The organism is Pantoea sp. AN62, assembly GCF_050432985.1.
Taxonomy (GTDB): Bacteria; Pseudomonadota; Gammaproteobacteria; order Enterobacterales; family Enterobacteriaceae; genus Pantoea; species Pantoea brenneri.
In genome coordinates this window covers 130,800-144,371 of record NZ_JBNPYB010000003.1, presented here as the reverse complement: position 1 = coordinate 144,371, position 13,572 = coordinate 130,800, and the positions used below count along the sequence as shown (strand labels likewise).

The 13,572-nt window shown below is 56.8% G+C and carries 11 protein-coding genes; 3 read left to right on the top strand and 8 right to left on the bottom strand.

The window, feature by feature from the left end:
- Nucleotides 1–126: 126 nt before the first annotated feature.
- On the top strand, nt 127–765 hold the full coding sequence (locus FHW04_RS05100) for a LysE family translocator (protein ID WP_031376907.1): 639 nt from the start codon (nt 127–129) through the stop codon (nt 763–765).
- Here FHW04_RS05100 and FHW04_RS05095 read toward each other — a convergent pair.
- Nucleotides 741–1,553 carry an AraC family transcriptional regulator gene (locus FHW04_RS05095; RefSeq protein ID WP_094106449.1) on the bottom strand — a complete coding sequence of 271 codons (813 nt, stop codon included), beginning with the start codon at nt 1,551–1,553 and terminating at the stop codon, nt 741–743. The two genes, FHW04_RS05100 and FHW04_RS05095, sit on opposite strands and share 25 nt — an antisense overlap.
- A 249-nt stretch (nt 1,554–1,802) precedes the next feature.
- Here FHW04_RS05095 and FHW04_RS05090 point away from each other — a divergent pair, with 249 nt between their 5' ends.
- Nucleotides 1,803–2,834 (top strand): NADP-dependent oxidoreductase, encoded by a 1,032-nt coding sequence (locus FHW04_RS05090; protein WP_089561552.1) that lies wholly within the window; start codon nt 1,803–1,805, stop codon nt 2,832–2,834.
- A gap of 40 nt (nt 2,835–2,874) precedes the next feature.
- Here the strand turns inward: FHW04_RS05090 and FHW04_RS05085 are convergent, their stop codons facing one another.
- The 7 genes from FHW04_RS05085 to FHW04_RS05055 all read right to left on the bottom strand — a co-directional run bounded on the left by FHW04_RS05085 (nt 2,875) and on the right by FHW04_RS05055 (nt 11,872).
- Nucleotides 2,875–3,735: a PfkB family carbohydrate kinase gene (locus FHW04_RS05085; protein WP_069728301.1), complete on the bottom strand. Its 861-nt coding sequence runs from the start codon at nt 3,733–3,735 to the stop codon at nt 2,875–2,877.
- 2 nt (nt 3,736–3,737) lie between these two features.
- Nucleotides 3,738–4,595, bottom strand: a complete 858-nt coding sequence (locus tag FHW04_RS05080; RefSeq protein ID WP_031376910.1) for a MurR/RpiR family transcriptional regulator — start codon at nt 4,593–4,595, stop codon at nt 3,738–3,740.
- A complete protein-coding gene (locus tag FHW04_RS05075; RefSeq protein ID WP_046288319.1) occupies nt 4,595–5,566 on the bottom strand; it encodes an ABC transporter permease in 972 nt (323 codons plus the stop codon). Before FHW04_RS05075 ends, FHW04_RS05080 begins: the two co-directional genes overlap by 1 nt.
- Before the next feature lie 44 nt (nt 5,567–5,610).
- Nucleotides 5,611–7,101, bottom strand: a complete 1,491-nt coding sequence (locus FHW04_RS05070) for a sugar ABC transporter ATP-binding protein (RefSeq protein ID WP_031377398.1) — start codon at nt 7,099–7,101, stop codon at nt 5,611–5,613.
- Nucleotides 7,102–7,117: 16 nt separating this feature from the next.
- Nucleotides 7,118–8,158, bottom strand: a complete 1,041-nt coding sequence (locus FHW04_RS05065) for a sugar ABC transporter substrate-binding protein (protein WP_069728299.1) — start codon at nt 8,156–8,158, stop codon at nt 7,118–7,120.
- Nucleotides 8,159–8,220: 62 nt separating this feature from the next.
- Nucleotides 8,221–9,201, bottom strand: coding sequence for a TIM barrel protein (locus FHW04_RS05060; protein ID WP_046288320.1), 981 nt, complete (start codon nt 9,199–9,201; stop codon nt 8,221–8,223).
- Between the two features lie 313 nt (nt 9,202–9,514).
- Complete coding sequence (locus FHW04_RS05055) at nt 9,515–11,872, bottom strand: membrane-bound PQQ-dependent dehydrogenase, glucose/quinate/shikimate family (protein ID WP_069728298.1); 2,358 nt, start codon at nt 11,870–11,872, stop codon at nt 9,515–9,517.
- 689 nt (nt 11,873–12,561) lie between these two features.
- Between FHW04_RS05055 and FHW04_RS05050 the strand changes: the two genes are divergently transcribed.
- Nucleotides 12,562–13,542 (top strand): GT-D fold domain-containing glycosyltransferase, encoded by a 981-nt coding sequence (locus FHW04_RS05050; protein ID WP_031377396.1) that lies wholly within the window; start codon nt 12,562–12,564, stop codon nt 13,540–13,542.
- The last annotated feature ends 30 nt before the right edge of the window (nt 13,543–13,572 follow it).

The window sequence follows — 13,572 nt, the reverse complement described above, 5'->3', positions numbered from 1 at the left end:
TTCCGCAATTTTTTCCAATATGCCTCTCGCCCGCCGGTGATGAAATCGGGTTTCCTTTTTACTGCTAACAGGAAGCCTGATGCCAGCCTTACTCCTCACCCTATTCACCCTGCCGGGCGGTGCCGCATGATGCCGTTTTCTAATGGCTTTCTGCTGAGCCTGTCGCTGTGCCTCGATATCGGTATCGCGAACATCGCGATGATTACCCTGGCGATGCAGCGCGGCTATTTCCAGGGTTTCTGGCTGGGCATCGGGACCTGCGTCGGCGATCTGGTGTATGCGCTGCTGGCGCTCTCCGGCATGGCGGTGCTGTTGCAGTTCAGTGCGGTACGCTGGGTGTTGTGGATTGGCGGCAGCGCTATGCTGCTGTGGTTCGCGGTCAAAATGGCGATTGCCGCCGCACGTCCCGCAGCGCCAGTCGGTCTGGAGACGGCCGCGCCGCCGCGTCCGCTGAAGCGTGAATTTTCCCGTGGCGTGCTGCTGGCGCTCTCCTCGCCGAGTGCAATTCTGTGGTTCGCCACCGTTGGCGGTGCGCTGATTTCCCGCATCGGTCAGCAGAGCGCGGCCACCTCATCCGCTTTTCTCGGCGGCTTCTTCATCGCTGGCGTACTCTGGACCTGCGCGTTGTGCCTGGTCGGGCATCTGGGCGGCCGGGCACTGGGTCAGCGCTTACTGAAATATTGCGCCATCGCCTCGGCCATCATCTTCAGCTATTTCGCTGTCTACGTGATCGTCTCTGGCTATCGGGAATTTATGCTGCCGTAAGCGGTGTGCCGGGCGTAGTCGTGCGGCGTCACGCCCATCACTTTCCGGAAGGCATTGATGAAATGGCTCTGATCGTAAAAGCCCAGCGCCAGCGCCGCCTCCAGCGGATGGACCCGGTTACGCAGCAGCTGACGGGCCCGGTGCAGACGTAGCTGCATATGATATTGCAACGGCGGCAGACCGGTATGGCGGCTAAAGCAGCGTACCAGGTGATACTTGCTCACACCCGCCTGGCGGGCCAGATGGTCGAGCGAAGGTTTGCTATCAAGCGCCGCATTCAGTTGCGCTTTGACCGCGGCCACCAGCCGATGCTCCGCCGGATCAGCGGGCTGTTCGGGTTGCAGCAGTTCACCACACAGCGACAACAGCCGCTGTTGCTGATCCGCCAGGTCATCTTCCCGGCTCGCCCCGGTGAAGGCACATAAGGCGTTAAACAGACGCGGTTCATCCAGCACCCCTTCACGTAACGCCGGAGCCAGCTGGTGACTGTTGAGGTTGTGCGCGCGGGCAAGGCTCTGAAGCAGCGACTGTGGCAGATGCACACTGATGAAGCTCACTCCGTGGCGATCAAAGCGCGAGGCCTGCAGCGTGGCCGGATTGTATACGGTGACCTGCCCGGCCTTGACCTCGGCGGTTTTGCCTGCCAGCCAGATCTGCTCAACGCCGGTCAGGTTGGCGCTGATCACATACTCATCATGCAGGTGACGTGGAAAAACCGCGTCGCGGGCGCTGACCTGCGAGCATTCAATGCCGTTAAAACTGAACCACGCTGAGGAATGTAGCGCCATTCTGCCGTCCCTTTTTTGCCAGCGGCTGTCTCTGTCACGATGATTCATCACACCATTTTGCCGTCGCTAATGCAATCGGTCCGCCGCCGTTCGCGCCGCGCCGGGCAAGCATCAGCGGGCATTCTGCTGCCGAAGCCAGCGCCCTTACCGCCCACAGCGCTAAACGCAGCCCGTCAGATGTCATCTACACTTGGTCGACGTTCACCCGGCAATGCAACGCGCATTGCCCAGCCATAAAAGGATGACAGCATGACTGAACACGCGAATCAGAATCACGCCTGGTTACTGGCTTCTCGCCCCCACGGCGAGCCGACCAAAGAGAATTTCCGCTATGTGGCGCAGCCAATCCCGCAGCTGAAAGACGGTGAAGTGCTGCTGCGCACCGTTTACCTGTCGCTCGACCCTTACATGCGGGGCCGCATGGATGACGGTAAATCCTACGCCGCGCCGGCCGAGCTGGATCAGCCGATGGTTGGCGGGACCGTTTGTCAGGTTGCCGAATCAAAAAACAGTGATTTCCAGACCGGTGACTGGGTGCTGGCACAAAGCGGCTGGCAGGAATATGCGGTCTCGGATGGCAAAGAGATTGCGAAGCTGGGCAACGATCTGCCGCACCCGTCATGGGCGCTAGGCATTCTCGGGATGCCAGGCTTCACCGCCTACATGGGCCTGATGGATATCGGTCAGCCAAAAGCCGGTGAAACCCTGGTCGTAGCAGCGGCGACCGGACCGGTCGGGGCGACGGTTGGCCAGTTAGGCAAACAGCAAGGCTGCCGGGTAGTTGGGGTTGCCGGTGGCGAAGAGAAGTGCCGTTACGCCGTGGAAACGCTGGGCTTTGACGCCTGTCTCGATCACCACAGCGCCGATTTTGAACAGCAGCTGAAAAATGCCTGTCCGGACGGCATTGATATCTACTTTGAGAACGTGGGTGGCAAAGTGTTCGATGCGGTGTTCCCGCTGCTGAATACGGCGGCGCGCGTGCCGGTCTGTGGTCTGGTCTCTGCCTACAGCCAGCGTGAGCTGCCGCCCGGCCCGGACCGCACTTCGCTGATCATGGCGGGCATTCTTAAACGCCGGATCCGCATGCAGGGCTTTATCATCTTCCAGGATTACGGCGATCGTTATCCGGAATTCCTTGAGGCGATGCGTCCGCTGGTGGAAAGCAAAAAAATCCACTATCGCGAGCATCTGATTGAGGGACTGGAGAAGGCGCCACAGGCGTTTATCGATATGCTGAACGGCAAAAACTTCGGTAAAACGGTGGTAAAAGTCGCGTCGTAAGGTAAAGCGTGCAGCGTCACTGACGTTGCACGCTGGCTAATCAGTGCGGCAGTCGCGAAACGTGCTCTGCCGCCGCCTGGTTCGCCTCATGAACCGCCGCCGACAGCGTTGCCCCGTCGCTTAAGCGCTGACACAACACCCCGACAAAGCAATCGCCCGCGCCATGCGTGCTGACCAGCGTCACTTTCTGCGCCGCCAGACTCGCGCTGTGGCCCGCCTCGCTATACGCCACGCCATGTTCACCAGCGGTGACCACCACCCGCGCAAAACGTCTGCCCAGCGCCTCGGCTGCGGCCCGCGCCGAAGCCAGATCCTGCACGCCGATCTGACACATATCGCGCGCTTCAATCGCATTCACCACCAGCAGATCGATACAGCGTTCAAACTCCGCCGACAGCGTTCTGGCCGGCGCAGCATTGACGCACACCGCAATGCCACGCGATCGGGCCGCCTGCGCCGCCCGCAGATTGACCGATTCCGGCACTTCATTTTGCAGCACCAGCATCGTCACATCCTGCCAGAAGTCCGGCTGGTCAAACGCCGACAGCGCAATGTGCTGATTGGCGTTAGAGACCACCACCGCGCCATAGTCACCTTCGGCATCGGTAATCGCCACGCTCATGCCCGACGGCAGATGATCGAGGGTGGTAACCGCGGCGCAATCCACGCCCGCCTGAAGCAGCTGCTCAAGCAGAAAGCGGCCCTGCGGATCGCTGCCTACCGCTCCGGCAAAGCGCACCGCTGCGCCAGCGCGGGCTGCCGCTACCGCCTGATTCCCGCCCTTGCCGCCAAACTTATAGTGACAGGCGCTGCCCATCACCGTTTCGCCTTTCTCCGGACGATGTGGCGCGTCCAGCATAATGTCGTAATGAAGACTGCCGGTGACTGCAATTTTGCTCATAGCTAGAATTCCCGCAGATCCTGAACCGCATGCTGGGTTTTCATCAGGTTTTTCTCCGCCCGCTTTAAATCTTTTTTCGCGATAGCGACAAACAGCGCATCCAGAATATTCAGCTGGGCGATGCGTGACGCGGCGTTTTCACCTAACAGATGCGATCCCTGAGACGTTGAATTGAGGACCACGTGCGCGCTGCGGGCAATCGGTGATTCGGCATAATTGGTAATGGCGATCACCTTCGCGCCATTCCGTCCCGCCAGTTTCACCGGATCGTTCACGGCACGCGTGGCACCCGAATGACTGATGGCGATAACCACATCGTCATCAGATAACACCGCGGCGGACATCAGCATAATGTGGGCGTCATCATAGGCGGTCGACTTAATGCCTATCTTCAGCATCTTGTGTGAGAGATCGCGCGCAACCGCCGCCGATCCTCCCACCGCATACAGATCGATATGACGCGCTTTAAAGATAATGTCTGCCGCGCGATTAAATTCAGAGACATCCAGAATCGACAGCGTTTCTTCGATTGCCTGAATAGAGGTTCTGAATACTTTTGCCAGCAATTGTTCCGACGAGTCATCCGGCTCAATTTCCGCATGCAGTCCCGCCACCTCAGACTGATTGTAATAAATCAGGCTGCTTCTGAAATGCCGGAAGCCGGTGAAGTTAAGCTTTTTAGTGATCTTAACGATCATCGCCTCAGAGACATTATTCTCACCGGCAATCTCTTTTAATGACGACTGCTCGGTAATATCAGTTCTGGCGATAATCGCTTCAGCAACACGGCGTTCTAGCGGCGTCAGCTGGGGCAAACGCATACGAATCTGAGCACCAATGGCTCGCGGATCTTGCTTCATTACTTGCCTCGGGTCGCCCGGTCAATCAACATCGCTATGATAATAATAAGGCCGGTAGCGAGCAATTGATAAAAGGCCTGAATGTTCAGTAAGGTCAAGCCATTACGTAACACGCCGAGGATAATCACGCCAATCAGGGTACCAAACACGCTGCCTTTACCGCCCATTAGCGAGGCACCGCCAATCGCCGCCGCCGCGATAGCATCCAGCTCCCACAGGTTACCGATGGTGGGCTCCGCCGCGCCCAGTCGGCCAATCAGGATCAGCGACGCCAGTGAGGCCAGCAGACCAGAGAAGATATAGACCGTGACTTTGGTGCGCTTCACCGGCACCCCGGCGACCCGCGCCGCCTCTTCGTTGCCACCGATGGCCAGAATGTATTCGCCCAGCGGAGTTTTGTTCATCACCGTCCACAGCAGCAGCGCAATCACCGCCACCACCACAATCGGCATCGGAACCCCGAACAGGGTGCTGTTAACCACGCTGCGAAACGACAGTGGAATCCCGAAGATCGGATTGCCGCCGGTGTAAATCAGCGCGATGGCCCGGAACAGCGACAGTCCGCCAAGCGTGACGATAAAGGGTTGCAGACCGGCATAGGCAATCAGCGTGCCGCTGAACAGGCCACACAGCGCCCCGACGCCCAGCGTAGCGAGGATCGCCAGCGGCACCGGCACACCCGCCACCATCAGGGTCGCGCCCAGCACCGCCGACAGCGCCGCGGTCGGACCGACCGAGAGGTCGATACCGCCGGAGATAATCACCAGCGTCATCCCCAGCGCGATTAAGGCGTTAATCGAGGACTGCTGCAAAATATTCAGCAGGTTAGGCAGGGTAAAAAATACCGGCGACAGAAAGGAAAATGTCACCACGATAATTAATAATCCAATTAAGGTACCGGCGTCACGCAGATTAAATTTCAGCAGTGCGGGCATGCGCACACCCGCCTGGGGAGTCGTCTGAGTCATCATAGTTATAACCTTCAATAGGGTCCGATAAGAGGTCAGGCAGTCGGTTAAATCTGTTTAATGGCAAAGCGGGCAATATTCTCTTCGGTGATCGCGCTGCCGGTTAATTGCTGGGTAATCCGCCCTTCACGCATCACCAGCACCCGGTCGGCGATCCGCATGATTTCGGTCATTTCAGACGAGACCACCACAATGGCTTTGCCCGCCTGAGCCAGTTTTTCAATTAAATGGTAAATTTCGGACTTGGCACCGATATCAATACCGCGGGTCGGTTCATCAAATAAAAACACGCTGGCATCCGCCGCCACCCAGCGACCAATAATCACTTTTTGCTGATTACCGCCGCTCAGCGTGCCGATGCTTTTCCCGATATCCAGCGGTCGCAGTTTCAGATCGCCCATCACCGTCTGCGCTTTGCGGTTCAGCCGCGCCTGGCTGAGCAAGCCGCCGACGGTGAAATGGTGCATCGAGGGCAGCGCCATATTCATCTTCACCGCCCGCTCTTTAATGATGCCCTCTTTTTTGCGGTCTTCCGGCACCAGACCGATGCCGGCTTTGATGGCGGCACGCACGTTATGGTTCTTTACCGGATTGCCGTTCACGCTCACCGTACCGCTGGTGCGTTTGTCGATGCCGGCAATCAGCTTCAGCAGCTCAGTACGGCCAGCGCCGACCAGCCCGGCAATGCCCAGTACTTCACCGGCCCGCACGCTGAAGTTCGCCGCCACTACCTGATTGCCGCGTCCGAGGTTCTCCACCCGCAGCACTTCGCGGTCGCTGACGAACGCCTGGTGATCGAGCTTGTCGATCTTACGCCCGACCATTTTGGCAACGATGCTCTCTTCATCCTCATCACAGATATTGACCACCCCAACCTGCCTGCCATCACGCATGATGGTGGCCCGATCGCAGACCCGGAAAATCTCATTCATCTTGTGTGACACGTAGATCAGGGAGACGCCGGTCGACTTGAGGTCGGCAATCAGCTCGGCCAGCCGGTCAAACTCGGTCGGCGTCAGGCTGGAGGTCGGCTCATCCATGGCGATGATTTTGGCGTCATCGAGCAGCGCGCGGGCAATTTCAACGATCTGCTGCTGCGACACCTTGAGATTCTTAATCGGCGTGCTGGGATCGATGCTCGGGTCCAGCGTTTTCAGGATCAGCGTCGCTCGTGCCAGCTGGGCGCTTTTATCCACCCAGCAGCCGCCGGCTCGGGTCAGCGGACGACCGAGAAACATATTCTGCGCCACCGAAAGTTCCGGAACGTGCTGCAGCTCCTGATGAATCATCGCGATACCGGCGTGGCGGGCGCTGAGCGGATTCTTCATCTGCACCGCCTGCCCGTTGACGCTGATTTCGCCACTGTCCGCCGCCCGCACGCCGGAGAGAATGTTGAGCAGCGTTGATTTGCCGGCCCCGTTCTCACCAATCAGGGCATGCACTTCGCCGGGCCGCACTGAAAAATCAACGTTCTGCAGTGCGGCGGCGTTGCCGTAGGTTTTACTGATGCCACGCATCATTAAACGATTCTGTTCCATGGGCGCTCCGCCTGGCTTACTGCTGAGTCAGCAGCTGACGTAACCGGGTGTTGTCTTTGGTCGAAAAGGCCTCGACGTTCTCTTTAGTGATCAGCGCCTGCGGAGTTGAAATCACCCGTGAAAGTTTCTGGCCGTTGATCAGGCGAATCATCACATCCATCGCCACTTCGCCGGTCAGCACCGGGAAACTGTCCACCGTGCCGGTCAGTTCGCCGCGCTTGATCGAGGCGTAGGCGTCAGAGATACCGTCGGTACCAAAAATCGCTACCTGCGCCGCTTTGTTCTGCGCCCGTACCGCTTCCACCACGCCAAGCGCCATGGTGTCGTTGTTGGCGTAGAACCCGATCAGATCCGGGTGCTGTTGCAGAATGGTCGAGGCGGCGTTAAACGCCTGCTCGCGACTCCAGTTGGCCGGTACGCTGGCGGCAAGGGTGAATTTGCCGTTGGCCTGCAACGTCTCTTTGAAACCACGGGTACGCTGTCCGGCGGCGTAGACGCCCGGCTGCCCTTCAATCACCGCCACTTTGCCGCCCTGCGGATGATGCTCAATAAACCATTTGGCTACCCGCACGCCGTTGTCTTTCTGCACGTTACCCACGTAATACTGCGCATTGGGCATCACCGCATCGTTAACGTTAACCACCGGGATATGTTTGCTGTTGGCGGTCTCCAGTGCCGGTTCGAGGTTGATGTCGGTCTGCGGCGAGACCAGCAGGCCGTTAAAACCCTGCGAGATCAGGGTCTCGGCGATCGACAGCTGGCCGAGCTGATCGTCTTCATTGGCTGCCGCCTGATAGGCAACGGTGAAGCCATATTTTTTCGCCACGTTCTGATAACCCTGGCCGAGCGAGCGCCAGTATTCATTGGTCAGGGTTTTCGATACCCCACCAATTTTCAGCGATTTGTCCGCTTTGGGCAGAGCGCCATATTTGGTATCGAGCTGGGTCCAGTCAGTGCGATCCGGTTCAGTGTCGGACTGCAGCGGAGCCAGTTCCGCCGCATAGACGGTGCTGCACAGCAGTGAGGAAGCGATGACGGCGAGCAGGAGTTTCTTCATACAATGGCCTTTTCTTCTCGGGTGTTGGGTAGAGGTTTTTTGTTTTATCGGCGCTGAAGCCGTTAGCGCGCCAGCATGATGTCATTGACGATCTGCTGTGACGCGACTGCATCCTGGCGATCGATTGCCGCCTGTAATGCCGCGTTATCATCCAGCTGCTGACACAATCTCAGTAAGCGGGTGACGGTGGCGATATTGCTTTCCGCTTCACGAATCGGGTCAAGGCCGCTGGCATCCGGGAAGGTATCGAAGTAGTAGGCTCCGCTGTATCCGTCACGCTGCATCTGCCAGAGAAATTCCAGCGTGGCGCGTGGATTGACCGAACCCACCATCAGTCCGTCATCGCGTTTGCCCCAGCCGTCGTTCAGGTCGAGCCCCAGCAGGCGGGAACGGCGTGCCACCATTGCCGCAGCGTAAGCCGGGATCTCATTGGCAAACAGCACGTGGGCGAAATCGAGCGTAATGCCAAGGTTCGGGCAGCCCGCCTCTTCCACCGCCAGCAGGCAGGTGGTGGCGTTAGGGAAAATGCTGTACGCCCGAGGCTCGTTGGGTTTGTATTCAATGCTGACGTCAACGTCCGGCGCATATTCCGCCACTTCACGTACCGCGCTGACCGCGTCTTCCCAGATCTTCTTGTAATCCGCCTGGAAGCAGTAATCGAAACCATCCTGCCCCATCCACAGCGTCATCAGCCGTGAGCCAAATTCCCGCCCGGTATCAATGCCGCGCTTGGTCAGCTCAATCGCTTCACGGCGTATCTTCGCATCCGGATGGGTAAAGGCGCCGATTTTGAACTGCGGCGCATCCCAGCGCATCTGCATGCCGTTAACGGCCAGACCGGCGTCGGCAATCGCCTGACGCAGCGTCGGGATGTCACTGGTGAGGTGCTGTGGGTAATTGAGATCGAGATGGGTTAAGCCCTTCACCTTACCCGCACGGGCAATCATCTGCAGCACCGACGGCTTGCCCGGTAAATCGGGCCAGTAGAGATGAGCGCCCGAGGCGAAGGAGTTAAGACGGGTGGCGAATTTCAGTTCGGACATGGGGATCAATCCTTCAGATAGCGACTTGTGATGTACTTTTCATATTCACGATTATTTGTGAAGTTATGCATTAATCTACTCTCTGTGCCCGGCTGCGCAAGCGTCGCAGCGGTGCTGAATCTCTGAACTGAGAGAGCCATCACGAAATAGTTTCACAGGGTGATTAGATAACGCGCCGGAACAGGTAGCGGAAAAACAACCACAACAAGGGCTTACATCTGGAAAGGGGCTGACGGGATGAAGATGAAAAAAACGGTGCGGGATCAGGAAGGAAAAAAGCTGAGCGCCAGCCAGCGGCGCTCAGCCTGTCAGGTTACTTCAAGCGGAAAGCGACGACGCTGTCGCCCGCCGTGGTGCCGAGCGAACCGTGTCCGCCGGCTGCAATGACCACGTACTGCTTACCATCTTTACCCATAAAGGTGGATGGCGTGGCCTGCGCGCCAGCGCTCAGTTCGGTCTGCCACAGCAGCTCGCCGGTGGTGCTGTCATAGGCACGGAAGAAGTTATCTGCCGTCGCACCGTGGAACACCAGATCGCCAGCGGTCAGTAACGGACCACCGTGTGCCACCATCCCCATCGGGAAGCCGATTGGGAAACGGCCCGGCAGGAAGCTGGTTTTCAGGTTTTTGGTGTTACCAACCCGACGCAGCCATTCGGTTTTGCCGGTTTTCAGATCGACACCGACCATGCGTCCCCACGGTGGCGCGATGCACGGAATGCCGAGGCCAGAGGCCAGCTGCTGGATGTGAATCGCATAGTCGCCGTGGAAGTTTTCATTCCAGTACGGCGCACCATCTTTGGTGAAGGTACGCTGGGTTTCGGTTTCCGGCGTGCGCTTGATCAGATTGTATTTGTAGGCCAGACGGACTGGCGCAGCAATCAGCATCTGACGCTGCGGGTCAACGGCCACCGAGCCCCAGTTGAACACCCCGATGTTGCCCGGGAAGATCAGCGAGCCTTTCTCGGTTGGCGGCGTCCACGGATTACCGTCGTAACGCAGCTCACGGAAATCGGCCCGGCAGCTCATCTGGTCAAACGGCGTGATGCCCCACATCGACTTTTCAGTCAGCGGCTGTGGAATGAAGTTAAGGCTGGAAACCGGCTGAGTGGCGGCATACTGTTCGCCTTTGATGCCATCAGTCGAGACCTTAACCTGCTCCACCGGATACACCGGTTCGCCGGTCAGACGGTTCAGCACAAACAGGTTGCCGGTTTTGGTCGGCAGGATCACCGCCGGTTGTGACTTGCCCTGATAGTCGATATCAATCAGCGAAGGCTGTGACGGATTGTCACGGTCCCACAGATCGTGGTTTGAACTCTGATAACGCCATTTGAAGGCACCGGTTTTCAGATCCAGTGCCACCAGCGCATCGCGGAACTTCTCGGTGTTGCTGTTTGGGTCACGCTCAATGCCAACTTCATCCGGCGAGGCGTTGCCAAACGGCACGTACACCAGGCCATTTTTCAGGTCAGCGCTCAGGGTCGCCCAGGCAACCGGGGTATCCTGCGGATAGGTGGCGGCGGCTTCTACCGGCGCGGTCTTCTCCGGATTGGCCGGATCGAAGTTCCACACCAGACGACCGGTGATCGCATCGTAAGCACGGATCACGCCAGACGGGTTACCGGTGTTGAAACCGTTATCCATCACGGAGCCACCGACAATCACCAGATTGCCAGCAACCAGTGGCGCAGCGGTCTGCATCAGCGCATGAGGACGTACATCGCCCATGTTAGCGCGCAGGTTCACCACACCGTTATCACCGAAGTCGGCGCAGGCTTTACCGGTATCGGCATCCAGCGCAATCAGGCGGGCATCGGTGGTGGCGTTGAAGATACGCTTGCGGCACAGGGCCGGCTGTGCGCTGCTCTGCGGCTGCGCTGACTGGCCCGCGTCGAAGTAGCTGACGCCGCGACAGGTCTGGTGCTGCTGCAGATAAGAGCGGTTTTTATCCGGCGCAGTCTTCCACTTCACCGCACCGGTTTCCGGGTCGAGCGCGTGGACTTCGTTATGCGGAGTACAGAAGTAAAGCATGCCGTTGGCTTTCAGCGGCGTCGCTTCAAAAGTGTACTCGGTGGCATCATCACCCTGACGCAGATCGCCGGTATGATAGGTCCACGCGACTTCCAGATCTTTCACGTTGTCTTTAGTGATCTGATTCAGCGCCGAGAAGCGCTGGCCGTCAGTGGTCCCGCCGTAGGCACTCCACTCATCGGCAGCACCGTTAGTGGCTGATGGCGTGCGTGCGTTGCTGATAGTGCCGTGCTGCGGAACCGGATCGTAGAAGCACAGACCGATCACCAGCAGCACCATCAGGATAACCGTACCACCCAAAAACGGATGGAAACGACGCTGTCCCTGATAGAGCGAACGGACCACCCACGGTAGTGCCAGCCAGACGCCCAGCACGCCAAACAGGTCGCCGCGCGGGATCCACTGCCACTTATCGAAGCCCACTTCCCAGATAATCCAGAACAGGGTGATCCACATCAGCAGCGCATAGAGCGTCAGCGCGCTGCGCTTGTTCATAAACAGCAGGATAGCGCTGAGCAGAACGCCCACGCCGATTAGCGCATAGAATGCACTGCCTCCCACCAGCAGGAGTTGTCCTCCCATGTAAATCAGGGCGATAGCAAATATCGCCATGATTACACTGGTAATTTTGTTAATCATGATCCATCCTCGGGTCATTAGCGGCGGTAGAAAATCAAATTAGAAAACATAAAATCAACGGGATTTTAACTAACGTAAGAAATATGTAAAAACATGTCGAAAGGTAAGTCATTAGTCGGACTTATTAATATCCCTCCCCTCAATAGCCTAATCGCCGGTTTTTTTACTTTCCGAAGCGGTAAAACCGCGACATTCATCACAAAAAATTAACCAATCGGCTGAATGAATCGCATCTTTTGTTCAAAGCTGTGGATTTAATAGACAAGTTACGCTTCAGCAATGCGGCGCGGCAAAGTCGCTTAAGCCTTTTTCAACTGACAAAATATCGTAATCAGAAATCACGGGGCTGACTGCGATAAATCTTAACCCAGCCACAGAATAAGCAGCGCTTATTTTCATATTTAGCTCAGGCGGTCTGAAATAGAGCCTCTGAACAACAGGTTAACTCTGCCCGACCCGCCAACCTTTAATTGAACGCCATTTTTCTGTTTAAAACGTTTGTTTATCCCGCACCCGATAAACCTGATTAAATATTAACAATGCTGTTAACTCATCACGCTAAATAGCTTTAAGATATTCCTCATCCTGGCAACTTTTAGGCGATGTGATATAGATCAGGCACAGCTTTAATTCCGTTAATGCGGGCGCAGCTCATTTATCGCCGGCAAAATAAAACAGGCAGGCTAATCATGTCGGCAGTAAATGCGATTTATCGTAAGATTCGTTTTCCCTTTAAATTTATCAATGCAGCGCTTCGCTATCCGGCCGCCCAGGCCAGAGTTAAATCTTATTCAGTCATGTCGATAGAAGAGACTATTGATCGGCTATTAAGCGATCCGCAGTTATCGCTGGCCCGCTACGGCGATGGTGAGCTGGAGATGACCTATTATAAGAACATCGGTTTTCAGCCCTTTGATCCGCGCCTCTCGGCCAGGCTTAAGGCGCTATTACAGCAGGGCCCGCAGGCCAATCCGCACTGCCTGCTCTGCCTCCCGGACGCCTTTCGCACTACGCGAAATATGCGCAATGGATCGGCCCTGTTCTGGTTCTTTCACAAGTCGTTTTATTTTAAATATTATCACTCTCTGCTGAATAAGCAGTACCAGTACGGTAATACCTCGGTAACCCGACCTTATCACGATTATAAAACCAAGCAGTTATCCCGTACCATTTTTGATAAATTTAAACTGCTGTATAAAGACCGGCGGGTATTAATTGTCGAGGGCAGCGGAACGCGGCTGGGATTAGGCAATGATTTACTGGCGGGCGCGCGTGAGGTTAAACGGATCACCACGTTAAACCGTAACGCCTTTTCAATTTATGACCGCCTGTATGCCGCCGTTTTATCCCACGCGGCTGATTTTGATCTGGTCTTAATTTCACTCGGTCCAACCGCAACGGTACTGGCTTACGATCTCAGCCAGCAGGGCATTCGCTGTATTGATAGTGGTCACGTTGATATTGAATATGAATGGATGCTGGCCAGTGCCACCGATAAAATTAAAGTGGCGGGCAAAAACGTTAATGAAGCTGGCGTGCTGTTGAGCGAACAGAGTGCGGTGGCCGATGCCGGTTATCAGCTACAGGTACTGCAACATGTCGGCGAACTGGCCGAGCCGCCGCAAATGCCGCTGCCTCACGCCAGTCGGGCGCAGCACAACGCGGCCTGAGCCAGAGCGCTCCCTGTTATCAGGCATTCG